Below are 24,854 nucleotides of genomic sequence, written 5' to 3'. Positions count from 1 at the left end.
ATCCAATATAATACTTAAATATACTTATAAATTACTTTAAAATACTTAAATTTTATGGTAAAGTTACTTATAAGAGGTGAGATTGATGTATCAAGAAGAACGATTACTGAAAATACTCGACTATATTAATAAACACCACGCGATGAGTGTTATGGATATCTGTTCTCTTCTAGATGTATCTAGGGATACAGCCCGAAGAGATATTGTTAAATTAGTACAAGAAGGGGTCGTTATTCGTACACATGGAGGTGTCGCTCTGCCTCAATTGCAGAAGGAAATAGCCACTTATCAGGAACGTTTAATTGACGAAACAGACAGTAAAAGAAAAATTGGGAAGTTAGCAGCTAAACTGGTTCAAGATCGGGAAACAGTTATTTTAGACGTTTCAACTACGGTACAGTCTGTAGCAGAACAAATTACAGCTAAAAATATTACGGCTGTTACACATTCCATAGACATTGTAGGGATTCTATCAGGTCGGGAAGATCTGCAAGTATATGTACTCGGCGGCTATTTACATGCCAAAAATCGGTTGTTATTTGGACCCTCCGTCATTGATAAGCTGAGAGAATTAAGAGCTGATAAGGCATTTATCGGAGCTACAGCTATACGAGCCGATGGGCTTTACTTTCCTTACGAAGATGATGTTTCTGTTAAAAAAGAGATGGCCCGCAGATCGGATCAGGTCATTGTTGTAGCAGATTTCACAAAGTTTACAAGCAAGTCGGTTTATCGTTTAGATTTTGACTTTGTAGACATTTTAATTACCGATCAAGAGGTGCCTATCGAAATAAGAGAAGTACTTCATAATAAAAATATAACGATTATTCAATGTGAGGAGAAAGACAAATTCGAGGGGGAAAACAGAGATGAGTCTTAAAATTTTACACAATGTAAACGTGATTCAAGAAGATAACCCTGGTCTATCTGCCATACTTTGGATACGAGATGGAATTATTGAAAAGATAGAAAGCGGCCTATCTTCTCTTCCTGAGGGCGAATATGAACTTATGGATGGTCAAGGACATTTATTAATACCAGGCATGATCGATGTTCATATTCACGGTGCCAACGGGTTCGATATGATGGATGGAAGTGAGACAAGTATTCAGGAGGTTTCTCGGGCTTGTGCAGAAACCGGCTGCACCTCGTTTCTGGTCACTTCCGTCAGCTCTACTATTGAAGAATTATTATCCATGATTCGTAGTGTGAAACGTGTCATAGGACATGAAGTCGGGGCCAAAATTGCAGGGCTTCATCTAGAAGGTCCTTACCTGAATCCGAAGCGTAAAGGTATGCAAAATGAACGGTTTTTACGACATCCGAATCTTACTGAAATGAAAGAAATTTTTAACGAAGCAGATGGACTGATTAAGATGGTTACAATAGCCCCCGAATTACCTGGTGGGATGGAACTCATCTCTTTTCTGAAGGAAATGGGCGTAGTTATCGCCGTCGCGCATTCGGATGCCACATACGAGGAGGCCAAGCAAGCCTTTGAAGCAGGAGCGAGTCATGTTACGCATTGTTTCAATGGCATGCGTCCGATTCATCATCGGGATCCCGGTCTGGTTGTAGCCGCTTTTGAAGAAGAACATGTCAGCCTACAAGCGATTGTAGATGGCATTCATTTGCATCCTGCAATCGTTCGAATGATGCATCGTCTGAAAGGACCAGATGGCATGGTACTTATCACAGATGCTTTGCAAGCCATGGGACTTGGTGATGGAAATTATATGTTCGGTGGCCATCATGTTACGGTTTCCGAAGGTGTAGCACGCCTAGAGGATGGGACTTTAGCCTCCAGTACGGTTACGATGAATGAGGCACTGCGTCTAACCATAGAAACCGGCATTTCTTTAATAGACGCGGTTAAAATGGCTTCAAGATCACCTGCACGAATACTAGGTCTGGATAATAAAGGTAGGATCTCCAGGGGTTTTGATGCTGATCTTGTCTTGTTAGATGAACAATTCCAAGTTCAATGGACAATGATTAAGGGGTACATCGTCTAATGCTTAACCCGACAACAACTTTTTCTCCACCCATCGTGATTTTCCTTTTTTAAACTTTTTTCCGTTCGTTAAACAGGCTGCCGACCAGCAAAGCTCGTCGGCAACCGGACAATGTTCTTAACATTGACAAATGACAAGAACTTGATCCGATCATAAATAAAGCCCGCAATTCAAGCAGACTTCATTCGGCTAATGTTCTTGTCATCCGACATCGGACGGCCTGTCACGTTGGTATAGTTTCCGAATAATGACCGTGACAACAACTTTATTCCACTAAACCCAAAGAAGCCCCGATTTACGCGGCACTTAATGAGATAAAGTTCTTGTCAACCGACACATGGCTGTGACAAGTCAGGTTAAGAGATCCTGAGCTCTTTACGTTTATAAAATTAAAACGTATTATATACATTTTCACATTCTTTCGCGGTCGGTTCATAAAAACAGTGCTTCTTCCATCGTCCTACGAGCGGCTGATTATACCAAGTTGGCGGACATGGTCCGGGATTTTCGAACGTTCCTGGACGGAAATACCATAGGGAGAATTTGCCTGGCCAATTCCGCTCCCCATTCACAGTCCGTTGCGCCAGACGACGTTCCCTCTCTCTTGCGTTTTGATAGTACATACCATGTTGCAATGCTTCGAACGCATGCGGCTGGTTGATCATTTGGGGAATTGTCCGGATTCCTTTAAAATCGGAGCAATTCGCTCTTATTCGGTTAATGCCAACATTTCCAACAAGGAGCATGCCCATTTCGCCTTCGGTCTCAGCTTCAGCTCGAAGCAACCTTGCCAACATATCAATATCCTGTTTCCTAGCTTTTACGACTGCCATTGGCTCACCTCTTTAGATTTCTATACACATCATATTGTAGGTGAAGCGGATCTGTTACTCTGGCAAAATAGTGAGCGATAATAAATAGCCGTTCCACCACACTCTTCTGCCCGTTAGCATAGCAGGCCACCAAGTTTAACACTGGCAGCCTGCTTGATTTTGTTACTAAGCTAAAGTTTCCGTTAGTTTAATGACTTGATTCATCCCCTCACATTCCATCTTGACTGTAAGATGCACTATATGTCACGTTAGATCAATCATTTGAGGTCTTTAACTTACCTTCAGATTGAACCACCTACAATATTTCGAAAATAACATTCCTTTAAGGTTGTCATCAGTCATGCATAATACCTTTTTCAATGAATGTTTATAAAACTCCAACAAATCTGTCTCGATGGCTTGTAACTTACTAATTAAGTCATTTCGGTTGTATTCTATATAAAACATTTTCTGTAATTCTTGCTCCGACAAATCTTTTCTATATGTGCCAGAATAATCGTCAGACCAAACTCTTACCGAATTATTTACGTATTCCAAAGTGGGGAATGGATCATGACCAAGCCATACATCCTTTTTGCTTAGGACCGCTTCAAGCACGTCTCTCCAATTCTCAAGCCCACAACAACAACTCGGAAGTATTACTTTATTTTTATCCTCAAAGGCTATTCCACCACTTATTGCAATTTCATCGATGGTTATGAGTTCATTTAATACCTCAGCAGGCTCTCTATCCACATCTATGTTGTTATACCCGCAAGCCAACGTCAAAAACAGGGCGGCATCTTCCGACGTAGAAAATCTGGAAAGAGAAGTGGTTTCCCTGTATTCAACTTTTGATAACCAAGAGGGCTGCTCAAAATATGGATCTTGTATTACAGCACGAACTTTTCCCATGATTTTAACTCCTCATGATTTAATGACTAAATACAGATTACCATATTTTCGCTTTAACCCATTACACTAATCTGCCAGATAGTTGAATTTATACTTTTTTGTGGTTTGTCCATTCATTATTATCTATCTACTCATAAAATAATTTATAAAACTATGGTAGAGGAGAATAATTTGATGGCATCTGAAAAGATTCTAGTAATTAATAAAAATTTGCTATATTGGTATAATGAACTAGATAATAATCTTGAAATTAATTCGCCGAATTTCCCAAAATATGTTCTATCAAAGATTAAATTATTTGGTGAATTTGAAATTGATTATATCGATGAGAGAAAAGTTAAGTTAATTTCAAAGCCTAAGGAGAATACAGCCCGTTAACTTTATGAAAGGCAGCTGATCCGATCCACGAGTGATCGACTTGCCTTCAATGCCCGTTACTTCAACGAGAATCAAACGTTTCAAATCAGCCTATGCACCATCGTTTCCTGTTACTTTAATTAGTGTTTAATGCATTTACAATTTTAAATCTAGTTTCTCCTAATCGTTTTTCTGCACCATTAGGGATTAAGGGTTCACTCCAGCTGAACCCGTCACCTTTATATCTAGGAATAATATGCATATGATAATGCGTTAAATCGTTAAACACACCGCCGTTTTGGGATATAGAAATACCGTCTGGTTGAAATATTTGCTTTAGTATCTTGGATATTTTGATTGAAGTTTCCATTATGGCATTTGCAGTGTTAGTATCCATTTCCTCGACATCCCAAAAATGTTTTTTCGGGAGAATTAGTGTATGACCTTCGTTAAACGGAGCGATATCAAGAACACAGGTTATCAACTCATTCTCAAAAATAATGTTTAAGTTTGGCTCTATCCCATTAGAAATTCGACATCCAAGGCAATCCATTCATATCGCTCCTTTCATGTTCCTTACATGGACACCGTATTTTACCATTTGAATAATGAGTTTGTAATCCCTCTACTGTCCGTTAAAAACAAAAAGCAGGTTATACGCTTCATTTTCACCATTCTTCATTGGTTACTCGGTAGCTAAACAACTACTCCAAGCTCCTCTAATACTTCGATATAGTCTTTCTCAAGTTTATCTGAGTCAGTAGTTTGTAATATGAGTCCATCAGTATTAAAACGCCTCGTCGACAGGGAATATTTACTATATTTAAATTTTATATCCATATTATAACATTTTATTAATATGACAGTGGATTTATTGAGCTATGCTGCCCGTTAGCGGAGTGAAGGGCTGCCACGCAGCAGTCCTTATGATATTTAACTAACGTTTCCGTTTAAGTGACAATTACTGTCCAGTAATTCCTGATGATATTTATTGTATTTTATCATTGGAATGTGCTATTTTATTTCCCATTCGAATGATAGATTAGTTGCACAATGCCAGAGGGGAACGTTCTTGTATTCACCATTTTTAAATTCAACCTCTGTTTTATATCAATAAACAACGGTTTTCCTTCTCCTAAAATCACAGGATGAACAGATAATCTAAATTCATCAACGAGCCCTAAATTGATAAAAGTTGTAATAAGACTTGCACCACCATATAGCCAGATGTCTTTACCAGGCTTATCCTTTAATTTATTTACTTCTTCAAGAATATTATCATTTATGAATATTGCTTTATTATCAGTACCATTTTGTGTCCTCGAAAACACATATTTTTCTTTACTATGAACTAATTCCCAAATTTCTTTTTCAGTATCAGTATGTTCAATTTCTGGAGTAAATTGTCCCCATAAATCATAGCTTTTTCTTCCATATAAAATAGTATCAATTTGATTTAAGAAATTAATAAACCCCATCTCAGAGTCCATAATGCACCAATCAACTTCCCCATTTCTCCCTTCGATTAAACCATCTAAAGTAACTGCTAAATCCAAAATTATTCTTCGTTTCATGATTTGTTACTCCTTTCGTTGATATACCACCCATTATAGACCTTTAATATGTCACCTTGTGTCATATTAATAAGCCCATTACTTCAACGAAACCAGGGAGCAGCTGCCGCATGGCGATCTGCTCCCTGGTTATTGCACTATCGTTCCTCGTTAGTTTAATCAATAATTAGCTAATCCAAGTCAACAGCTTTTATCCTTATAATGAACTGTAACTTCTACTCCAACTGCCCCTAAACCAGAATGATACTTGGAACCCTAAAAAAAAATATTATTATTAAATTTATAATCAACTTTCTCTAACTGTTGTAGTGCTATCGTTTTTCGTTAGAGTTAAATGTTGTTGTAACGAACACGAGCCCTCATCACAGATAAAACTTTCGTTTATTTATCTCATTCACTTAACTGAATGCTTAAATATTATTGACGGAAGAATGCTTCGTGAGCTTTCGGGGGGTTCTCGAACCAATGGGCCACTTGGTCAGCGATCTGTTGATCTGTGGCTGCCTGCATAAGTATTTGTATGATATGTTCGGGCAGTGGTCCTGTCATAGCATTGGTCCATTCTGTCACTGCAGTCAGATAGGGGCGGATGCGGCTCCAATATTCGATTCCTACTTTTTCATCCCATTGGGAATCCTTGTGTGCCATAAGGGTCTCAAACAACTGTTCCGCACAATAGGAGGCCGTATTGCAGCCTTGACCCGTGATAGGATCTGTAGGGAAGACACTATCACCGCATCCCAGCACTAAAGTGCCGTTCAGCATCAGATACGGCCGGCGAATAAACGGTGTAATCGCTGTCTGGAGATAAGCTGCTTCATCTACCAGAGAGAAACGATCCAGATCGACGCGCTCGTAAATCTCTGAGAAATTTTCCAACAGAATGCTCTTCATCCGTTCCTCAAAATCTTGAGCGGTTCTTACACCTTTAAAAGCATCCAACGGCCCCTCAGGCATTGCCTCTATGAATAAAATGGTTACCGTTCCCTGTTCGGTTAATGCGGGAATTTCAAACATTTCACCAGCCCCGGGAAGCACTGTTATCGAAACCCCTTCAGGCTGAATCGGGGCTACTCCCTTAAAATATCCGACGATGCATTTACGTTGAGGAGTACTTAATGGTGTGAGTTCGGCTTCAACTGGGAATGGAAGCAACGGACCAGATTTTCCGGTGGCATCTATAAGGATTTCATAAGATTCAGCCAATGTTTTAATCTCGCTTGATAAAACGCGGGCTTTGCGAATGCGCACTCCTTGTTGCGTCAAATCGTCCATCGCCTTGGAGAAGGCCATTCGCTGATCGACAGACGTTGCCTCGCCCGTCAGCCTCCCTACAAATAGCTTCAGCTGGCCCATGTTGAAGTGGACCGTTTTAATGGAAGGAGCTACATCCGTTTCCGGCATATGAAAGCGCTGCTCCCGGTCCAACGTCGGGCGAAAATGAACCTGGGTCGATCGTATCCTTCCATGGCGAATCTTATCCTGTTCCTCGTAATGAAGCAATGTTATGTCAAAATCATTTTTCATGGAATAGGCAAGCTGCAGTCCTGCGGCACCGCTACCGATAATTCCAATCCGTTTGTTCATAAAGTCATCTCCTCCTTTGAAGGGCTTCTATAAGAATATCGAAAATCTCACTAGATCAAAAGGGAATATTTACCTAAAAAATTCACCTTAACAAAAGAAAATAAAAAAATTAAAATCGACAATGTCATCGTGATGCCATTCGATTTGTGAGGTACTTACCGCGATTACTTATTGCAGCAGATACTACTTATTCTACTATGCTGCCCGTTACTTCAACAGACAAAGGCAGCCGATCGTGTGCCGGCTGCCTTCATGTCGTGATTGAACTATAGTTTTCCGTTAGGTTAATGAGTTACCTGTACCGGTTTATTTAACTGCATGTATCGAAAACCATTGAGGAAGGGCTGCCATGGGATTTAATTTCCAGTTACACAAGTCATCTAGTTCTTGTTTTGAGAGCGATTTCCCTTCATCTTTTGACTCATCGATCCAAAATGAGCCATCCTCTGCATATTTTTCGAGCCAAGTTCGAGCTGTTTTCTATTTGTCTTTCCGATATGTCGCATGATGTAACCCTTGCCCCCATTAAATGAAAAGCGAAGACTGCATGGTTATCTCCACTTGAAGGAACACATACTTTCTTTCCATCCAAATTCGGCAAGGCCTTATTAATCATTGAGTATGTTGTACGATGAAATGCCGATTCAGGGGTTTGTATTATTTTTGCTATCGCCTTATCTGCAAGGTCGGAACTTTTTAAATGTTTAATAATCAACTAGAAAATAATTTTTACACAAAAAGTCGCACCGGATCCGATGCGACTTCTAGTATCCATTATCTTTTAGAGTAAATGATTTTTCTTATACTATGGTAAGAAAGACAGAATGTATCTGATAATTCATCAATCGAAGAACCGTTTAGATACCCTTCGCGGATTTCTTCATATCGATCATCCAAATATTTTCTACTTCCTGAATTTTGCCCCCACTTCTTATGTGTTTCCTCGGGGAAGGGGATATATATTATTCCACCTTTTATATACTTCTGTATTTCCTTTAGTAATTTTTCTGGAAAGACGGTAACTGCATTCGCATATTTCATTTTAGCACGGCACCTTAAAAATTTTGGTTTTAAGGGGCAAAGTCTATACTATAAACAAAAGAGAATCATTTCACATGGCGGCAACTTATTTCCAGCTCCACACAAACAACCGCCGTTGTTCATAGTTTAGACTTTGCACGGAGCCACTTCTTATTGTTTAGATTTTGAACGAAGCCAATCATTATCATCGTACCGCCGTAAACCTCCTTTTACGTGATTAAAAGTCAACTATTGTTCTGCGTTAGTTGAGCGACGAATTAACTAATGAAAGATTGTAGGGGTATTGTCCAATAGCAAATACTCCTTCATGAGTTCCTTCTACTGTAATTTCCGTTTTAAAAATATCCGCTTTTTTTTCTGAACCTAGCCAAACTCTTCTATGTGCAGACAAAATGAACAATCCATCTTCATCACCTACCGCAGCAAATGTTTCTTTGCTATCCTTATATTCGTTGATTAAATGATTTGTGCTCAATAAGTCTTTAATACTATTTACATCATTAACGACAAGACCGATTTCACTGATATTTAATAGTTCTTTACCTGTAAATGGAGTAAGTATTGCGTTATCAAGAGTGTGCCTAGCGATAAATTCAACTATATTCCCCGCAGGGTCATAAAAATAAATTGATGTTGCGTTCCAGGTTTTGGAATAAGCTTTATATGAGTTGTCTGGCAATAAATTTAGTGTAACCCCGACCGAGTTTAGCCAAGCTATTGATTCATCAATTTTGTTTTCTGGGATGTCAAAGGCAAAATGATAAAATGGGTTTTCCTTGGTACTATCCGTCTGCTCGAAAATTAAGTCTGAATGCCCCACTTTTACAGTAAACGTATCGTTTGAACTCTCCACCAATGGAAGTCCGAGTACATGAGTGTAGAACCTATTTAGTTGTTCTAATTGTTTTGAGAGCAATTTAATACTATATATTCGCAAAAATGTTCACTCCTCAGAATATTTTCGTTTGAAGAATATGTCCCGCAATATAATACCATAATTTTGGGATGTACCACGCTCTACTCCTGTTACTTGAATGAAAGGCTGCCTCGCGGCAGCCCTTTTGAAATTGAACTATTGTTCTGCGTTAGTTCAACTCCCACGCCGTAATTAGAGAATTATTATAGAAAAGGCGACTCAATAGTCATTAATCAATGATATCTTAGATCATTCACACAATCACTCTACTATTTTTTTTCATATATTGAGGTATCAAAAAATAGGAGTGATTAATTTGGTGCGTATTCTTGATAAAAAAGCCGTTCAGCCGCGTCGTAGATTTAACTTATCAAGGTCTTTCATTATCCCACGTTCGCCAAAAAGGGTTCGCCTTGCATCCATTCGTATAAGAATTCCGTCCGTCAATGCTCAACCTAATCGGGTTGAACTGGTTGCAACAGTTGGTGTAAGGGGTATTTCGGGCATTGCTCAAATTCTCTTTAGAATCTTCCGCGATGGCAGAGAAATTTTCAATACAATACAAGGGATTGAATCTGCTGGTTCTGAACAAAACTATGCTGTTACATTTCAGGCAATCGATAGAAATGTAAGTTCAGGAAATCATGTTTATACCGCGACCGCGGAAAACCAAACCGCAAATACAAGAGTTGATGTTGTTGGTCCGATTTCTTTTAGTGGGTTAGCTGTTAAAACTAGTAGTTAATTCTTTGAGCACCTGAATAAGGTGCTTTTTTTCATGTAGAATGGACTCATTTCAAGTGCTATCGTTCTTCGTTAGCTTAATGATCTATTTTTCATTAACATTACGAGTTATTTTTTCTACTGCTTTTTCAAGTATAGTCTGATCTCGTAAAATCATAAATTTAGTTGAATAATCAACACAATTTTGAACTGAGTAATTCTTAGAATATCACTATCCGTTATTCTTTTAATCAGTTGCATAAAATCACCCAGCCTTTTTAAAAGAGCGGGTTTCCCCGCCGAAAGCTTTATACTTATTTTCGTTAGCTCAATAAAGCTGTTTGAAGACTCATTGATCATAAAATTATATGACTATGCATTTACCGTCTTCTATTCTGGTTAATTTGAAATTCTCCTTCATTTCGAGATCAACCAATGTCTGCTCCTGCCCTTGATATCTGTTGTGATGAGGCAAAATGATTTTCGGTACGATTCCGACAGCATCAAAATCAGTTAATCCAATGTGATTCCATTCAGGGTGCAAAATATTTGCATGTTTTATTGTTTTTCCGAGTACAACCGCTCCCGAACTGTGACCCCTGACAATACTGCTGCCCCTCTCCTTGATATCAATAAGGATGTCATCAACCTTAGCTTTCTTAATTTGATCTAATAAGTAAAATGGATCACCACCGAAAATACAAACGATCGGGTAATTATATAAAACTTGGGGATTCTCACTTGCGATATCAATAGCCATTTGAGCATTCATGGTCAGAAAGTATACCATCGCTTTATTACATATAACCATTGGTGGATACACGAAATAGACCCTAAAAATTATAATATCGGGTAATATCATAATTCTGGGAATTCATATAGTATTTGTGTATACCAACTAATTGACAAAAAGAGGCATTCTTCATTCCTTTTAATCGTAGAGTGCTTCATCTAGGCTACTAGCTAGCTAACGATTCATATTGCTTCCATTTAAGTAAATCCATTTTCGTTTCCAAAGTAAGTAGCTCCATCTCATGACTTCATTCAAATGATTTTATCATGAATCAGAGTTTTCCACTACAACCTTATGTTTTAAATAATAAAAATTGATTACATGAGGGTGAATCTATGAATCAACGTTTAGGACAGTTGGATTCAATTAGGGGCATTGCGGCGTTAACTGTTTTACTTCAGCACTTTCTGTACGTTTTCCCGAAATTTGAACCAGATACATTTTATGAGTCGGGCATGCCATTATTAAATGCTGTAAAATATTCACCTTTGCGTTTCTTTTTCGCTGGACACGAAGCGGTAATTATATTCTTTATCTTAAGTGGATTTGTTCTTTCATTGCCGTTTCTAAACAACCAACAACAAAATTACAAAACATTTGTGGTGCGTAGGATTTTCCGGATTTATGTGCCATATCTTGCAGCAATTTTTATTACATTCTTGTTTAGTTCGCTATTTAATACTCAGAATATCGATTCCCTAAGTGATTTCTTTAATCGAATATGGTCATCTAATTTTTCGTGGAGTCTTATAATAAATCATCTTTTCCTGATCGGTGATTACGACACTAGAGCATACAGTCCTGTTATTTGGTCGCTGACTCATGAGATGAGGATATCGCTGATATTCCCTTTACTTATGATACTTATCCGTAAATTTGGATATAAAACAAATATACTTATTGCGTTATTTACTTCACTTGTGGCCTATGCACTTGTTATTATGATCTCTCCAGCTAATCAAACGAATATTTTTTTGACTCTGTACTATACATCGATGTTTATTGTTGGAGCCCTTTTAGCTAAATACAAAGATCAACTCACCAACTTCTTTGGAAAAGTAAACAAAGCTGTTTTTGGATGTTTGCTAGTCGTAGCCTTGCTTTTCTACACCTACGCGGGGACCTTTTCTAATGTTGAGATAATTCATAAATTCATCATTAACGATTGGATGACAGTTATCGGAGCCACTTTATTCATTGTCTTATCATTATCCTCACAGGGATTCAATAAGTTCCTTTTGCTCAAACCATTCACGTTCCTTGGGAAAATTTCATACAGTCTGTACTTGTATCACATAGTTATTTTGTTCACGTTGGTATTTACTTTACACGGTGTCATAGCTATTTCAGCAATATTAGTAATATCTATGGCTATTAGCTTAGTAGTAAGTGCAGGAGCTTATAAATGGATCGAATTGCCAGCAATAAAAGCGGGGAAAAAAATTACTCAAAGATACACAGAACGGAAATCACATTTGCAAAGAGCGGCAGTTTAATTTATATTATAACCCCCCCCCCATATAGCCTCTTTTTTTTGGCTGGCGGGGTTTTTTTTGTTTTAGTTCACTTTTACATTGTTGCACCGATATTCCTCGATATTTGCTTTTAACACAACATTGATCGTGTCAGCTCCAGCTATTGGACTTAAAAATATTACTGAATTTGCAGATATTGTTGGTTCAATAAAATCTGGAGCCTTATCAACTGGCTTTTGATAAAATCTTTCAAAATTAAAGTCTGAATCATATTCGTATTGCTTCCCGTTTGAAACTACTTTCACTAAACTAACACCAGTCATTACTTTATCATTGGATTTGTTCATATAAGTAACATAAAGTTTTAAGGAATCCGAGTCTTGCACAACTACTTTATTAATTCTTTGGTTCCTCTCCAGGACTTCCACCCGATTGAATTGTACCGTATATGGAAATATCCACCGCTACATGTAATGGCGTCCATCCTGCAAAACTCTTAAGATTTATATCCGCCCCGTTCAGAAGCAAGAAATTTATTACCTCTAATTGTTCATTTTCTACAGCAATATTTAGTAAAGAATGACCACAATTTATACACTCAAACTTCGTACTAATACCTCTCGAAAAAAGGGATTTTACGTACTCAATATCACCTCCTCTGCAGACTTTAAAGAACCTGTTTCTTTAACTTCCCTAAAGAAAGGTGATATTGGCAGCATATTTAATGCCGCTTTCGAGGCACAATATACGCTCATACCAGCTACTGCTTGCTGGAATAGTGAGATTGGAGCTATTTTCACAGTCGTTTTGGATGGCTAGTTCTAATATAGTATCATTATTATTCTTGGCTAAAGAAATGATAGATGATTACGCTTAATAAGTTGTTTACAAATCTCGAAGCCTAATCCACGTATTAACGATGTTAGCGAGTAAAGGAAGCCCTTTTTTTCGCAGTCGGTTCCTTGAATTTGTTCTCCAAGAGTTAAAGAATGAAGAAAACATAACCGAAGAAAGATCTCAAGGATTAAGTGACGGTGAAGATGTGAATATTCAATTTTTTGGAGCTGCTATCGTAGGGGTAGTGGAATGGTGGTTCAAGAAAGGAAAGCCCTCCCCCCTCACTGCATGGCACAACGAGTGGGGGCATTGTTAGAAAGGAATTTATAATCGATCTTGAATCACCATATAAAAGTGATTGTCACATTTTACGCTTTCGCCATTTTACACACTTATGAAACTATTCTGCCCGTCCCTGCCAGAAGAAATAATAATCTACAATTACAAAGTACTGAAGTATCGGGTAGAATATATACGTTAAAAACCTTGCGAGACCATCATGCCATCATGCGCTCGCAAGGTTTTATTTTTCTCTAACTTCATGTTCCTCTCAAGGAACAGCTAAAAACACTTATGTCTAATTATAATGTACTGAAGAGTCTGCTCATATCTATCTGAAGGTGATATACCAAAATTATGCTCAAAAAAGACAGTCAATGACTAGGTCCTTTATCTCTAGAGTGAACTTGAGGCTTATTTCAATTATTTTTTTCAATACAATTTTCAATAAAATATTGTTTATCTTGTTCGAAATTTACAAGCTGAAAATCACCGAATTTATTATCGCTTTTTAATTCCCGAATCTTCATTGTTAATGCACCTTTGCACCGTCAAACTCGAAACTTTTATACCCAATATTATAGAGTATTTCGCTCAATTAAACTCCCATTACTTCAGCAAACCCCAAAAAAAGAGTTACTAATAAGCAACTCCTCGACTATCGTTTTCCATTAGCGTAATGCCGTAATGACTTTCATTTCTTTCCCAGCTTATTATTAAGTCGGTATAACTGATAATGAGCGATCACAAAGTTGTTGTTATGGTAATCAAAATCAGCGTATTGCACAACGTATCGTGATGGTAAGTGGTGGATATCGATCGGCTACAGCTGCTTGTTGGAAGGAATAGTGAAATGGGTATCGAAATGGGGTATTGACCTAATGCGGAACTATCCACTTGATCATATATTGTATATTACCAGTACACTCGTCTCTGTCAACCGCCTCTCATTTAAAACATCTCTCTCTTTACGAGAAGGTGTTTTTTTGTTTCCAACAACGAGAAAAAACGATCCGTGTTCGCGCATCTATTTCGCGATAGGAACCGTTTTTGTTTTTCTCGATATTAGTGTTGGATTAAAGAATTTTAGAACACACAAGCTGCTGATAAGATGATTACCAAACACAAGTTACTGATAAGATGATTACCAAAAGAATAAAAAGAACCAAAACAGCTGCTGCGTTAGTACCTACTCCGCTCATATTTACTCATTCCCTTCAGTGAATTTTCATTACGATATAAACATATGCTCCCTACATAGTGATTGCTTGGACATAAGTCAGGCTGCTTGATGGAAGGAATAAAAAAAACCGTTCCTCCTAAATAGAGAATGCGGTTTTCTGTCATTCTATATTGTTGATTTCAACCAAAAGAAAAACCGCCTCATGATAAAGCGGTTAACTGAACTATCGTTCACCGTTAGCGTAATGAATAAATTCAATCTGTTCCTCTTAAGAACTATCTATAAATGAAAATACATCAGGGCATCAGCTTTTCCCGGCAAACGCCAATGTCTTGTTCAATTCAATCCTCTCCCTCCGACCTACCGGTGCAGCGCCCCGACAAGGTCTACAAAGTGACGCCCGCGCTCCTCAAAGTTACGATATTGGTCAAACGCAGTGCATGCAGGACTCAGCAGCACAGTGTCGCCCGGTTCGGCCAGTTTGTGCGCCTGCGCCACTGCTTCGACCAGGCCTTCGCAGCGGACAATAGGCGGGCAACTGGGCACTCTGCGCGCCTCTGCCTCAATTTGACTAGCCGCTTCTCCAATCAATAGCAGCACCTTGACATGATCAGGCAACAGGCTAACCATCTCGTCAAACGGTACTTTCTTATCTCGCCCACCGGCGATCAGCAATACACGGCCCACATGTGCATGCAGCGTGGCGACGGTACGGGCGGGGCTGGAGCCGATTGAATTGTTGTAATAATGCACGCCGCCTACAGTTGCTACCCACTGGTTTCGGTGCTCCACGCCGACGAAGTTGCGTACCGCTTCCAGGATTGCCTCATCAGACACGGTCCCCCGCACGGCGGTCATGGCAGCCATAACGTTCTCGACGTTATACCACCCCGGTAAACGAATATCACTGATGGGTAATAGACCGTCGATTATGCCATCATTAACAGTATGCACGCCGAAATACTTGGTCCGTCCCCGCCCGTGCAATCCGGCGGTCGCCGGATTGTCTCCGTTTAGGACGGCAAAGTCGTTTGCACTCTGAAAATCCAGCAGACGGCGCTTGGCGACGGTATATTCATCTATGTCGCGGTGCCAATCGAGGTGATTGGGCGAGAGGTTGGTAATCACCGCCACATGGGGAGAGCGCGTCATGTCCATCAGCTGGAAGCTGGACAGCTCGACTGCGCACGCATCCAGCGGCGACATCTCGCCCACACGCGTCAGAAGTGGCGTGCCAATATTACCGCCCAGATGAACCGTAAGCCCCCCCTCAGCCAGCATATCTGCAATCAACGAAGTAGTGGTGGTCTTACCGTCCGAACCGGTCACGCCGAAAATAGGACAAGGACACAGCGCAAAGAACTCCTCCATCTCACTGGTCACACGGCTGCCGCCAGAGCGGGCCAAGTCCAACGCCGGATGATCTGGGCGCATGCCCGGAGTTCGGAACACAACGTCGCCTCCAACACGATCTAGATAATTCTCCCCCAGGCGCAACACGACGCCTAGATTGTCCCACTCCTCCCGGGGCAAGGCCGGGTTGCGGTCGCACACGGTGACATGCGCCCCGGCCGAGCACAGCATTCGGATCAGTGGTGAGTTGCTGACGCCGGCGCCGATGACGGTCACGGCCCGACCGGCCAGCGATTGGATATAGGTGTCAAAAGCAGGATTCATAAGTACCTCCGCTTAGAAAATGTCATTTAATCAAATATACCACATATTGGAACTAACCTGCCCGTTAGCTGAGAAGGCTGCGGATCCATTTTGATCTGCAGCCTTCTTCTGTCGTTTATTAAGCTATAGTTCTCCTTTAGCTTAATGATGCTGGTATCCAAGACAAACCGAATTTATCAAGTCATCCAATGAGCCAATCCTCTGTTCGACTGAATCTACATGATAAAAAGTACATGTGTTTCCGATTTCATTCATTTCATTAGTTGAGGAGTATAAATAAATTTTCTTACCGGCCCCCAGAGCAATTCCTAACTCAACATGACTCCCTTTCCCCGCTGGAATCATGACAATTACAACATCTGCATCCAAAACCCCTGATACTTCTTCCTGGCCAATCATTCTGAGTTTCGCTATGGAGTCTATGTTTGAATGAGTTGTCCAGTCGTACGTCTGTTGAAAACCACGGGCTTTCAAACTTTCTCCGACTAGCCGTACATTTTCTATATTTTTGAGACTAGACGCTATGTAAAATTTCATGTACTTCCCCCGTTTTTGCCTTCTAAACTTCGCAAGTTTTATTTTAACACATATTGGAAGTATCCTGCCCGATAGTTAAGCAGGCTGCCGATGTCGGTAACCTGCTCATTGTGGTGCACTCGTATCCTTCGCTTAATAAAGAACTAATCGTTCCTTAATGCCTGTGAATCGAGTTGAGGAGAAAGTGCCTGCGAGTTGCTCCACGTCGCATTCCCGTGAGCCACCGCGAAGTCCCTCAGCTTGTCAACGACGATCTGACTTTTTTTCGATCAATGAGAGGACAGCCAGACATTTGGGTCATTTCCATTCTCGCGAGTATATAACTCGCTTAAGAGTCCGCCAGCCTACGGATACCAGACCAGTAATCCCAGATCGGCCTGCTGTATAAAGGGGACGACTTCGTATTTAATGTAACGGCCCAGAAGAGATTTGTACATTTGTGCTTAGGCAAAGAACTTCCGTAACTCCTTCGCCACTAATTCCGGCTTGCCACCTCTATTGGTATTGCTGACATCACACGCTCCGCCATGATCAATTCCGGGCAATTCTATTCGTTTGGCCTGAGGGAGCACTTTCTCTAAAGCGTCGAGCGTAGGCTTCAGGTACGACAAGCCTTTACTACCGCCGAGTAACAGCGTTTCGGTGCTCAAAGTCCTAAATCGATCCAGCTTCCCGGTCATCTCAACGAGCAATCGCCCGTCATAATGCAGCGTAGGAGCCAGCATTCTCATGGTTACGTCGTTCTTCTTTGCCTTCTTATCTTCGCTATCCATCATCTTGTTCGTCATGGACTCGAGTAGCCAGCGAGGGATGACATTAAGCACCGATCCTCCCAGTTGCAGCCCTTTCAAACAAGTGACGAGAGCGGCGGCCGTCTTGCCTTGAGCGATCTCTTGGTCATAACGAGCCAACCACTCCGTCCGCGACCAGTTCATCAACAGTGCGGGTTCGTAGAGGGCGACCTTGCGAATAGTGGGCAATGCGAGCGCTGCTTCGAGCGCGATGAGCCCCCCCGAGCTGATCCCGAAGACATGGAGGGCACCTGTTTGAGTAATAAGCGTCTCCAAATCTTCGACTTCCTTACGGATGCCGTAATCTTCACCGAAGGGTCCGCTGAGGCCATGACCTCGGCGGTCGGGTACGTAGACCGTGAACGCATCGGCTAGTCGATCCGCGAGTTGAATGAAGTTTTGCGAAGATAAATTGGCGCCATGTACCACCACTATGCCCGGTCCTTGACCAAATTGGCGATAACCAATCGCAGTGCCGTCTTTGGAGGTTACGGAGCCGGTTGTATAGGGTGGCTCCTTCGTCGCTGCACTGGATGCATTCATCATTCATAACGCCTCCTTAGAATTTGCCATTAAAAAGAACCACATAAATTCGTTTACTTATCCCGACGATGCTATTCTTGACTGTTCAGTCGCTCTGCTATTTCGCGTATTAATTCCTCGCTCCAGAAGAGTTCGCCCGTGCGGAAATCTTCGATGACGGCGCGCAACCATTCAAGTTCAGCACCCAATACGGCACGGCTATGCTCAACCTCCAGCATGAACAATCGGGGAACGGTCTCCTTGTACTTTAGAAGCTGCGAGTCAATGCGTTGGACGGCTTCCTGAAGAGCGACCTCCCTCTTCTCGAATTGCCGTTGAACGTCTTCCGGTGTCAGAAGGGTGAGATAAGAGATTGCTACAGGAAAATCCGGATATTCCTGAGATCGGACCGAAAGCATCTCCCGAAGCCAATCTTTCGATACTTCCCTTCCTTCCTCAGTCAATTCGTAAACTGTTCGATCGGGACGCCCTTCTTCACGTAAGGTTTCTCGAACCGAAATGAGCCCATCCCTCAGCAAGCGCTCAATGGTCTGATAAATACTCGTACGCTGACGGACGTTAATGACCTCGTCCTTTCCTCTTTCTTTGATCAACTGCTGCATTCTGTAGGGGTGCATAGGTTCCTCGGCCAGTTGGGCGAGAACGGCTAAAGCAAGAGGTGATCGTTGGGGCTTATTGGTTTTGTTTTTCATAGTTATAATATTACTATTATGTTTATAACTATGTCAATGGTTTCCCATAAAAATTTCCAAAATAAATCAGGCTACCACCTGAGGCTGGTGGCCTGGATTATCATGCTTCATTAGGAAAATCATTTTAGGCAAACTTCTTTATTGAACTATGCTGCCGTTAGCTCAACAGGCTGCCGATGATACCGGTAGCCTGTCTTCGTTAGATTAGAAAGAATAATTTTTGGTCTAAGCGTAATATCCACCTTTTCTTGGATACTCATTATATTCAAGATAATGTTTATTTATCTTACTGAAAACTCTGTTAGCCATGGATTGTTCTTGTTTATCGTTAATTAATTTTACAACTTCATTGATAGGTGTATCCCCTGATATCTTTCCACTTTTCAACTTAAATAAAGTTTATTGAGCTCTTGTTCTGCGTTAGTTGAACAGGTCAAACAAGAGACCTGCTTCCTCAGGGGGACTTTGAGGTGGTTGCTTAGCCGATTCACGCCATTAACTAAAGAATGAATTTCCGCTCATTCCAAAAGGAATTTCTTTATTGTCAGGTGTTAAATGAAATCCTCTAAATTCGATATAGGGATGATCAATATCAAACATTGAGATATCAGGGAAATAGTCACCGACAGGTGCTATAAACTCAAACTGAACTTCATCGCCAGGTTTAATAAGATTTTGATTGCCTAATGTGGATTTAGCCTCCACTTTAAAAGGATTGGGTTACTTTTATGAGTGAAAAGAAGAGCCGCTGCGAAGCAAGCTCCTCCACTATAGTTATCCAACGTAATAAGACAACATAAAATTAGCCTTTTTTGTCCAAAATCATTCACATCTAAGGACTTTGATCCAGCAACCCCATACTTTTTTTGTATTGGAATACTTTACATGTATAATTGCAATGAATTTATCATTAAAAAAATGGAGGTACTCCATATGCACTTTCATGTTGCACACTTGATCCATCAGTATGGTTACTGGGGAATTTTCTTCATCTTGCTTATCGAAATGGTAGGGGTACCCTTTCCGGCAGAAACGACGCTCACCGTTTCGGGGATCGCACTCATAAAGGGGCATTTCTCGCTCATTCCATTGCTTCTGGCTGCCATCGTCGGTAATCTATTAGGCTCAACGATTGCTTATGCCATCGGCCATTTTTTAGGAAGGGCCGTAATCATCAAATATGGCAAATATATCGGGTTGACCGAGGCGCGCTTGAACAAGGCTGAACAAATGTTTTTGAAACGCCGTATCGCCATTCTGATCATCTCAAAGTTCATCGCTGGCATTCGTGTGTTCACACCTTACCTTGCAGGCTTAAATGGAATCCCGTTTGCCGCATTCACTTTGTATAACGCCATCGGCACCACGCTATGGGTTATAACCTTTGTATTCCTCGGTCGTTATGTGGATGTTGCCTGGAGCCGCAATCACGCGGTGATGCATCAGCATCTTTTGCCACTGATCATTATTGCGCTTTTTATTGTTGGAATTCTGCTGTGGGTTAAAACAAGGATGAAAAGTAAATAACTCAAATCAAAATCATAAAACTAAGGCTTCGCCTATGCTGAAGGACTTTTTACTACGATAACATTTGAATACTCTACTCCCCCTAATACTTAAGCTACAAAATAACAAACTACCGAGATTAAATCTATGGTAGCCTGTAGTGGTTTTTTTGAACTAACGTTTCCCGTTAGCGTAATGACCTGACCTGTCATCTATGTTACGGTTCACCGTAATGTATCTAAACACAAAGTAAAGTTTGACCATAAGATTTACATTAGTATAAAGACATAACCACTCCTAACAATGGAGTGGTTTCCTAATAGAACTTTTCTTTTATTGACCTATTTAAGAATTGATCTTTATCACCATCTGCATCAATGTCATTCTACCAAAGATTCGGGGCATCTTTTACCTATTTCAGGGTTTGAGTTAATTATAATTAATCTTTCCCTATATTGTGGATGATCTTAATGTTATGATTCTGTTGCTGTAAAAATAAATCGTAACGAGGTGAGGACAATGAAAACAAAAAAATATACGTCTTATCCTCATGTTGCTTTTTAGTTATTCTTTTACGAATACATTAGGCTCTGAGGGTAGGATTCACTCTCAGGGCTTTTATATTTAGGCAGAAGGAACGTTTAAGCTTTCTTGCCGGTCTATGACAGCCACTTACTGAGTGGCTGTTATTTTTTTAGGACAAAAGGTTGGTCAAGGCAACAATAGTGGTTTTATTTTGAAATTGGTTAGGATTTAATCGTTTGTCTTACAAATTGATCTGAACTCTATTAGGGGAAATATGTATTGAACTTGAATTACTTAGGATGGAATTCATTTTTCGCGGAAAATTATGTTTGAGCAGGCTCGATCCGTTTCGTCGTTACCTTGTTCCAAAGGATAAGGGGCCCCCTTCTTGAGATATCGTTTCAACTTCGGCATCGTTTCCCGTTATTCACCGCTTTCCAAATATGAAAGGATGATGCTTTATTAAAAGACTTGCTCAATATTTTCGCTCATTACAATCCGGACAGTCATCTTACAGTATGATTTATGAAGGTTCATACTATGATCAAGGGGGGACGATATCTGACCCAACCTATTGGAATAATGATGTTGCCTATTACATTGAACGGACACATAAACTCACACTAGACAAACCATGTATCACCATAAAAATTCCTTTTGACCGTCTTGGCTTAGATGAAAATAGGGATCAAGTTGTTCTCTCAGATTTTGCATTAAGAGAATGGGTTGATCATATTGAGGCATTAAATAAATTGATTTATAACCGGTCACGTTCTGATAAAGAAAATGGTGCTTTTTATTGTTTTCGTCCAACCAATGTTGTGTTGCAACGTAATGCATCCTTTGTCGAAGCCATCTCGGAAAAATGGTATCTATGCTTAATGATTACAGTTCAACTTCCATTCAAGAATAATGATAAAGCTATGCGCATGCTCTGCAAAATGCTTCCAAAAGAAGTGGAGGATTTAATTGCCAAGTTTGATCTCAACAAATTAAATGCAGCCTATGCATTGGTAAACAAACAAAATATGATTCGCGAATGGCTGAAATCCAGTGATTATTGTGCGTTTATTGCGAATGGCAGCATTTTGCCAAGAAATAAAGACAACAGCGGGCCACTGGAGGATGCCTTGCCTTTTACATCCCCCGAAGATATTGAAGTTGAAATTTGTGGTTTGCGAGGAATGGGAATAAAACATGGTGTGACGGTCATCACCGGCGGTGGTTATTCGGGTAAAAGCACAGTGCTGGATGCACTAAATTCGGGGATTTACAATCACTGCATAGGCGACGGACGAGAATTTGTGATTACAGATCAAAGTGCTATGGAAATATCTGCAGAGGAAGGCCGCTCCATAAAAAATATCAATATTACGCCTTTCATAAAATGGATACCCAATAGTTCGGCTGAACAGTTTTCGACTCACTACGCCTCAGGTTCCACATCTCAAGCCGCAAATATTATGGAGGCAATCAACATCGGGTGTAAGCTTCTTCTTATTGATGAAGACAGAAGTGCGACGAATTTTATGATTCAAGACATCAAAATGCGTTCATTAATCAAGCATGAACCCATTACACCTTTTACGGAACGTGTCAGGGAGCTTTATGAGGCTGTTGGTGTATCTTCCGTTCTTGTTATTGGAGGTAGCGGTGAATTTTTATCCGTTGCCGATCAAATCATCCTGATGGACAATTTTGTGCCAAAAAACGTAACCCAGGAAGCAAAAAATTTATGTAAACACGACAAACCACGCGAACGTATCCCCCATACAGATTGGGAGATAGAAAGAAAAATAACCACCGATCACTTTTCGAGCTATCCTCAGGGCAGTGGTACAGAAAAGCTGATGGTTTCATCCATGGGATACATCATGATAGGTGATGAACAAGTTGATATCAGAGGGCTTTACAATATCACATCACACGCCCAGCTTGCAGCTATTGCCTTTTTAATTCGAAAAATGGCTATAAGTAATCAGGATCGCCTCATCTTTCTTCATGAAAAGATCAAAAAAGCTCTCGGAGATATGGAGAAAGAAGGAGTGGATATTGTATTTTCTTCCTTTTTTCCTGGTTTCGAAAGATGGCTTGAATTACCAAGAATTAATGAAGTATTATCTGTCATAAATCGAATGAAACATTTGAATTTTATTCAGCTTGAGCCCTCTGAACACCTCTAATTATGACATAAATATACGTTTATCCAATTAGGAGACGGGTTGAAGTGAAGGATGGCTGTAGGCGAGACTCTGCGCTAACCTAAACAAAGGCCCCGCTCGGCTACCACTGCGGCAACCCTTCAGATGTTTAACTATCGTTTTCCGTTAGTTTCATGAATCGCTTCTCACGAGGGGTCTTTCACAAATCCTTTGAATTCTGATACACATATACAACGTATTTTTCTCCCAGTTTTACAAGAAGCAATTCAGATTGCATTTGACCTTGAATCGTAAATATCTTTGTCCCAACTTGGAGTTTAGTTGCCATGTAATCTTCAAAAATATTTCCATCTTTGTACTCTTTTCTTACCTCGCCTAACTCATGATTTATTTTCAAATCCATTTGTTTATATTGCTCCTGATCTTCGGCACGTTTATAAAAACGTGCACCATAGACACATAGAATGTCCGCGTCTTTGTTCTGCTTAAATATCTTCTCTGATGTGGAGGTTCTCTCCATTTGACTAAACTTATTTGCCCCTTCAATTTTTGGGTCTTTATAGCACCCAATTATTATTAATAGCAAAATGCAGACGAACATGATCTTGAAAAAGGGGTTCATTGTTGTTTCATCCTTTTAAAAAGTTATTATTAACTATTCTCAAAAACACTTCCAAAGGGTTCGTTATAACTAGTTGTTTTACTCTATTACAGACGATACGTTTATGATTATGTTTCATTTAGTTGAAAATTACTCCATTAACCTTCCCGTTACTTGAATGAAAGCCAAAAAGAGCCGCCTCAAGGCAGCTCTTCTTCCACTATCTATCGTTCTCCGTTAGCGTAATGTTCTTACCAGTATAACCCTCTAAAAGTAAACACAATAAAAAAGCACCACTGCTGAGATACCTTGATTGGATCATGCCATTACTCTTGGATTGAGGTATGCATTCCGAAATCGAATTCTGGAGGAAGCCCAAAAAATGTTAAAACACTACTGACATACTGTTGTCAGTAGTGTTTTTTATAATCGGAGTAAGTAATCGTAAAGGAGTGGGAGATAAATGCGAAGTATTTTGGCCCAAAATGATATGATACGGTATTGTATCATTTATTATAGGAAGGATGGTATCTCGTGAATTTTGCTTCTGTACGCATCGTTACCGACGACGTGGATCGTCTCGTCGAGTTCTATGAGAAAGTCATGGGTGTTTCGGCGGAACGCCCCGCGCCCGTCTTTGCCGAACTCGTTGTGCCATCGTGCACCCTGGCGATCGGCCACTCCCAGACGGTGCAACTGTTCGGCGCTGGTTCCGCAGTGGCGGCCGATAATCACACTGTCATCATCGAGTTCCGCGTCCACGATGTCGATGCCGAATACGAGCGCTTGAAGCCGTTTGTCGACGAGTGGGTAAAGGAACCAACCACGATGCCGTGGGGGAACCGTGCTGTGCTGTTTCGCGATCCCGACGGCAACCTTGTTAAGCTCTTCACGCCGGTGACCGAGGAAGCGATCAAACGGTTCAGCGGTAGGCGTTGACGGACAGTTGAAGTGAGTGAGGCGAATTTCGTAATTAGTAATTTTACTGACCGCTTCATAGAAAGAGACCATAGCAACGAGCTATGGTCTCTTCATTTTATCTTGGTTCTTCATTATTTATTGAGAAATGGATCTATTTCGCGACCCTCGCTGATGCTGACAGCCTATTTGTAATTGTGCTATCGTTTCCCGTTAGCGTAATGCATGTAGAACTTGAATGGCTGACTGTTCATCTTCAAGAAAGAAAACCTGTTCCCCTTTGTTGCACTCGTAAATAAAATCCTTAAGACTCTTACTGTTATAAACTTTGAAATTACCTACAACCGCCAACTTTATATGATAGTTCACGTATTTCTGTAGAATATCACCCGCTA

25 protein-coding genes and 1 pseudogene are annotated in these 24,854 nt (G+C 40.5%); 8 read left to right on the top strand and 18 right to left on the bottom strand.

All coding sequences use genetic code 11. The features are described from left to right. The first annotated feature begins 85 nt into the window (after window positions 1–85). Both AC58UU_RS38205 and nagA read left to right on the top strand, forming a co-directional pair. Window positions 86–880 (top strand): DeoR/GlpR family DNA-binding transcription regulator, encoded by a 795-nt coding sequence (locus tag AC58UU_RS38205; protein ID WP_497322682.1) that lies wholly within the window; start codon window positions 86–88, stop codon window positions 878–880. After that, window positions 870–2,015 carry an N-acetylglucosamine-6-phosphate deacetylase gene (gene nagA / locus AC58UU_RS38200; protein WP_497322681.1) on the top strand — a complete coding sequence of 382 codons (1,146 nt, stop codon included), beginning with the start codon at window positions 870–872 and terminating at the stop codon, window positions 2,013–2,015. Before AC58UU_RS38205 ends, nagA begins: the two co-directional genes overlap by 11 nt. A 389-nt stretch (window positions 2,016–2,404) precedes the next feature. Here nagA and AC58UU_RS38195 read toward each other — a convergent pair whose 3' ends face one another. Beyond that, window positions 2,405–2,848 carry a cell wall hydrolase gene (locus AC58UU_RS38195; protein WP_147946783.1) on the bottom strand — a complete coding sequence of 148 codons (444 nt, stop codon included), beginning with the start codon at window positions 2,846–2,848 and terminating at the stop codon, window positions 2,405–2,407. A gap of 270 nt (window positions 2,849–3,118) precedes the next feature. Then, window positions 3,119–3,742 carry a hypothetical protein gene (locus tag AC58UU_RS38190; protein WP_497322680.1) on the bottom strand — a complete coding sequence of 208 codons (624 nt, stop codon included), beginning with the start codon at window positions 3,740–3,742 and terminating at the stop codon, window positions 3,119–3,121. A gap of 174 nt (window positions 3,743–3,916) precedes the next feature. Between AC58UU_RS38190 and AC58UU_RS38185 the strand changes: the two genes are divergently transcribed. Continuing rightward, complete coding sequence (locus AC58UU_RS38185) at window positions 3,917–4,120, top strand: hypothetical protein (protein WP_497322678.1); 204 nt, start codon at window positions 3,917–3,919, stop codon at window positions 4,118–4,120. A 115-nt stretch (window positions 4,121–4,235) separates the two neighbouring features. On the opposite strand, the gene AC58UU_RS38180 is transcribed toward AC58UU_RS38185, so the two are convergent. From AC58UU_RS38180 to AC58UU_RS38160, 5 genes are all read right to left on the bottom strand, one after another. Next, a complete protein-coding gene (locus AC58UU_RS38180; RefSeq protein ID WP_497322677.1) occupies window positions 4,236–4,652 on the bottom strand; it encodes an HIT family protein in 417 nt (138 codons plus the stop codon). Between the two features lie 466 nt (window positions 4,653–5,118). Then, complete coding sequence (locus AC58UU_RS38175) at window positions 5,119–5,673, bottom strand: dihydrofolate reductase family protein (RefSeq protein ID WP_497322676.1); 555 nt, start codon at window positions 5,671–5,673, stop codon at window positions 5,119–5,121. 417 nt (window positions 5,674–6,090) lie between these two features. After that, on the bottom strand, window positions 6,091–7,260 hold the full coding sequence (locus tag AC58UU_RS38170; protein WP_497322674.1) for a styrene monooxygenase/indole monooxygenase family protein: 1,170 nt from the start codon (window positions 7,258–7,260) through the stop codon (window positions 6,091–6,093). A 774-nt stretch (window positions 7,261–8,034) separates the two neighbouring features. After that, complete coding sequence (locus AC58UU_RS38165) at window positions 8,035–8,301, bottom strand: CD3324 family protein (RefSeq protein ID WP_497322673.1); 267 nt, start codon at window positions 8,299–8,301, stop codon at window positions 8,035–8,037. A 241-nt stretch (window positions 8,302–8,542) separates the two neighbouring features. Next, window positions 8,543–9,238, bottom strand: a complete 696-nt coding sequence (locus AC58UU_RS38160) for a VOC family protein (protein WP_497322672.1) — start codon at window positions 9,236–9,238, stop codon at window positions 8,543–8,545. Window positions 9,239–9,533: 295 nt separating this feature from the next. Here AC58UU_RS38160 and AC58UU_RS38155 point away from each other — a divergent pair, with 295 nt between their 5' ends. Continuing rightward, a complete protein-coding gene (locus AC58UU_RS38155; protein ID WP_497322671.1) occupies window positions 9,534–9,962 on the top strand; it encodes an exosporium protein C in 429 nt (142 codons plus the stop codon). Window positions 9,963–10,304: 342 nt separating this feature from the next. On the opposite strand, the gene AC58UU_RS38150 is transcribed toward AC58UU_RS38155, so the two are convergent. Next, window positions 10,305–10,700, bottom strand: coding sequence for a Type 1 glutamine amidotransferase-like domain-containing protein (locus tag AC58UU_RS38150; protein WP_497322670.1), 396 nt, complete (start codon window positions 10,698–10,700; stop codon window positions 10,305–10,307). Between the two features lie 368 nt (window positions 10,701–11,068). Here AC58UU_RS38150 and AC58UU_RS38145 point away from each other — a divergent pair, with 368 nt between their 5' ends. Further along, entirely contained in the window at window positions 11,069–12,229 is a 1,161-nt protein-coding gene (locus tag AC58UU_RS38145) for an acyltransferase family protein (protein ID WP_497322669.1), read from the top strand. Between the two features lie 62 nt (window positions 12,230–12,291). Here the strand turns inward: AC58UU_RS38145 and AC58UU_RS38140 are convergent, their stop codons facing one another. The 8 genes and pseudogenes from AC58UU_RS38140 to AC58UU_RS38105 all read right to left on the bottom strand — a co-directional run bounded on the left by AC58UU_RS38140 (window position 12,292) and on the right by AC58UU_RS38105 (window position 19,452). Then, entirely contained in the window at window positions 12,292–12,555 is a 264-nt protein-coding gene (locus AC58UU_RS38140; RefSeq protein WP_497322668.1) for a hypothetical protein, read from the bottom strand. 49 nt (window positions 12,556–12,604) lie between these two features. After that, window positions 12,605–12,862: pseudogene (locus tag AC58UU_RS38135) on the bottom strand (ankyrin repeat domain-containing protein); the annotation flags it as partial. 2,005 nt (window positions 12,863–14,867) lie between these two features. Further along, window positions 14,868–16,184 carry a UDP-N-acetylmuramoyl-L-alanine--D-glutamate ligase gene (murD, locus tag AC58UU_RS38130; RefSeq protein ID WP_497322667.1) on the bottom strand — a complete coding sequence of 439 codons (1,317 nt, stop codon included), beginning with the start codon at window positions 16,182–16,184 and terminating at the stop codon, window positions 14,868–14,870. Between the two features lie 141 nt (window positions 16,185–16,325). Beyond that, a complete protein-coding gene (locus tag AC58UU_RS38125) occupies window positions 16,326–16,721 on the bottom strand; it encodes a nucleoside 2-deoxyribosyltransferase (RefSeq protein ID WP_497322666.1) in 396 nt (131 codons plus the stop codon). A 443-nt stretch (window positions 16,722–17,164) separates the two neighbouring features. Further along, the gene (locus tag AC58UU_RS38120; protein WP_497322665.1) at window positions 17,165–18,058 is read right to left on the bottom strand and encodes an alpha/beta fold hydrolase; all 894 of its coding nucleotides are present in this window, start codon (window positions 18,056–18,058) and stop codon (window positions 17,165–17,167) included. Between the two features lie 68 nt (window positions 18,059–18,126). After that, window positions 18,127–18,747 (bottom strand): PadR family transcriptional regulator, encoded by a 621-nt coding sequence (locus AC58UU_RS38115; RefSeq protein WP_497322663.1) that lies wholly within the window; start codon window positions 18,745–18,747, stop codon window positions 18,127–18,129. Window positions 18,748–18,893: 146 nt separating this feature from the next. Beyond that, on the bottom strand, window positions 18,894–19,016 hold the full coding sequence (locus AC58UU_RS38110) for a hypothetical protein (protein ID WP_497322662.1): 123 nt from the start codon (window positions 19,014–19,016) through the stop codon (window positions 18,894–18,896). A gap of 226 nt (window positions 19,017–19,242) precedes the next feature. Continuing rightward, window positions 19,243–19,452, bottom strand: coding sequence for a hypothetical protein (locus AC58UU_RS38105; RefSeq protein WP_497322661.1), 210 nt, complete (start codon window positions 19,450–19,452; stop codon window positions 19,243–19,245). 228 nt (window positions 19,453–19,680) lie between these two features. On the opposite strand from AC58UU_RS38105, the gene AC58UU_RS38100 reads away from it, so the two are divergent. Further along, window positions 19,681–20,274, top strand: coding sequence for a DedA family protein (locus AC58UU_RS38100; protein WP_497322660.1), 594 nt, complete (start codon window positions 19,681–19,683; stop codon window positions 20,272–20,274). Between the two features lie 1,022 nt (window positions 20,275–21,296). Next, entirely contained in the window at window positions 21,297–22,961 is a 1,665-nt protein-coding gene (locus AC58UU_RS38095; RefSeq protein ID WP_497322659.1) for a P-loop domain-containing protein, read from the top strand. A gap of 178 nt (window positions 22,962–23,139) precedes the next feature. Here AC58UU_RS38095 and AC58UU_RS38090 read toward each other — a convergent pair whose 3' ends face one another. Further along, complete coding sequence (locus AC58UU_RS38090; protein WP_497322658.1) at window positions 23,140–23,562, bottom strand: hypothetical protein; 423 nt, start codon at window positions 23,560–23,562, stop codon at window positions 23,140–23,142. Between the two features lie 513 nt (window positions 23,563–24,075). Here AC58UU_RS38090 and AC58UU_RS38085 point away from each other — a divergent pair. Beyond that, window positions 24,076–24,480 carry a VOC family protein gene (locus tag AC58UU_RS38085; RefSeq protein WP_497322657.1) on the top strand — a complete coding sequence of 135 codons (405 nt, stop codon included), beginning with the start codon at window positions 24,076–24,078 and terminating at the stop codon, window positions 24,478–24,480. A 192-nt stretch (window positions 24,481–24,672) separates the two neighbouring features. On the opposite strand, the gene AC58UU_RS38080 is transcribed toward AC58UU_RS38085, so the two are convergent. Further along, window positions 24,673–24,854 (bottom strand): DUF4180 domain-containing protein (locus tag AC58UU_RS38080; protein WP_497322656.1); only part of this gene is annotated, 182 nt, incomplete at its 5' end.

The sequence above is a fragment of the Paenibacillus sp. JT22N1 genome, from assembly GCF_059692155.1.
Note: the sequence above shows the minus strand (reverse complement) of the source record. Positions and strands in the feature narration are given on the sequence as shown.

Excerpts from the sequence above, each read along its gene's own strand:
- AC58UU_RS38100 (WP_497322660.1), top strand. The coding sequence starts at position 19,681 with ATGCACTTTCATGTTGCACACTTGATCCATCAGTATGGTTACTGGGGA.
- AC58UU_RS38125 (WP_497322666.1), bottom strand. The coding sequence starts at position 16,721 with ATGAAATTTTACATAGCGTCTAGTCTCAAAAATATAGAAAATGTACGG.
- AC58UU_RS38115 (WP_497322663.1), bottom strand. The coding sequence starts at position 18,747 with ATGAAAAACAAAACCAATAAGCCCCAACGATCACCTCTTGCTTTAGCC.
- murD (WP_497322667.1), bottom strand. The coding sequence starts at position 16,184 with ATGAATCCTGCTTTTGACACCTATATCCAATCGCTGGCCGGTCGGGCC.
- AC58UU_RS38170 (WP_497322674.1), bottom strand. The coding sequence starts at position 7,260 with ATGAACAAACGGATTGGAATTATCGGTAGCGGTGCCGCAGGACTGCAG.
- AC58UU_RS38145 (WP_497322669.1), top strand. The coding sequence starts at position 11,069 with ATGAATCAACGTTTAGGACAGTTGGATTCAATTAGGGGCATTGCGGCG.
- AC58UU_RS38150 (WP_497322670.1), bottom strand. The coding sequence starts at position 10,700 with ATGGCTATTGATATCGCAAGTGAGAATCCCCAAGTTTTATATAATTAC.
- nagA (WP_497322681.1), top strand. The coding sequence starts at position 870 with ATGAGTCTTAAAATTTTACACAATGTAAACGTGATTCAAGAAGATAAC.
- AC58UU_RS38140 (WP_497322668.1), bottom strand. The coding sequence starts at position 12,555 with ATGAACAAATCCAATGATAAAGTAATGACTGGTGTTAGTTTAGTGAAA.
- AC58UU_RS38120 (WP_497322665.1), bottom strand. The coding sequence starts at position 18,058 with ATGATGAATGCATCCAGTGCAGCGACGAAGGAGCCACCCTATACAACC.
- AC58UU_RS38195 (WP_147946783.1), bottom strand. The coding sequence starts at position 2,848 with ATGGCAGTCGTAAAAGCTAGGAAACAGGATATTGATATGTTGGCAAGG.
- AC58UU_RS38095 (WP_497322659.1), top strand. The coding sequence starts at position 21,297 with ATGATTTATGAAGGTTCATACTATGATCAAGGGGGGACGATATCTGAC.
- AC58UU_RS38190 (WP_497322680.1), bottom strand. The coding sequence starts at position 3,742 with ATGGGAAAAGTTCGTGCTGTAATACAAGATCCATATTTTGAGCAGCCC.
- AC58UU_RS38180 (WP_497322677.1), bottom strand. The coding sequence starts at position 4,652 with ATGGATTGCCTTGGATGTCGAATTTCTAATGGGATAGAGCCAAACTTA.
- AC58UU_RS38185 (WP_497322678.1), top strand. The coding sequence starts at position 3,917 with ATGGCATCTGAAAAGATTCTAGTAATTAATAAAAATTTGCTATATTGG.
- AC58UU_RS38205 (WP_497322682.1), top strand. The coding sequence starts at position 86 with ATGTATCAAGAAGAACGATTACTGAAAATACTCGACTATATTAATAAA.
- AC58UU_RS38165 (WP_497322673.1), bottom strand. The coding sequence starts at position 8,301 with ATGAAATATGCGAATGCAGTTACCGTCTTTCCAGAAAAATTACTAAAG.
- AC58UU_RS38090 (WP_497322658.1), bottom strand. The coding sequence starts at position 23,562 with ATGAACCCCTTTTTCAAGATCATGTTCGTCTGCATTTTGCTATTAATA.
- AC58UU_RS38175 (WP_497322676.1), bottom strand. The coding sequence starts at position 5,673 with ATGAAACGAAGAATAATTTTGGATTTAGCAGTTACTTTAGATGGTTTA.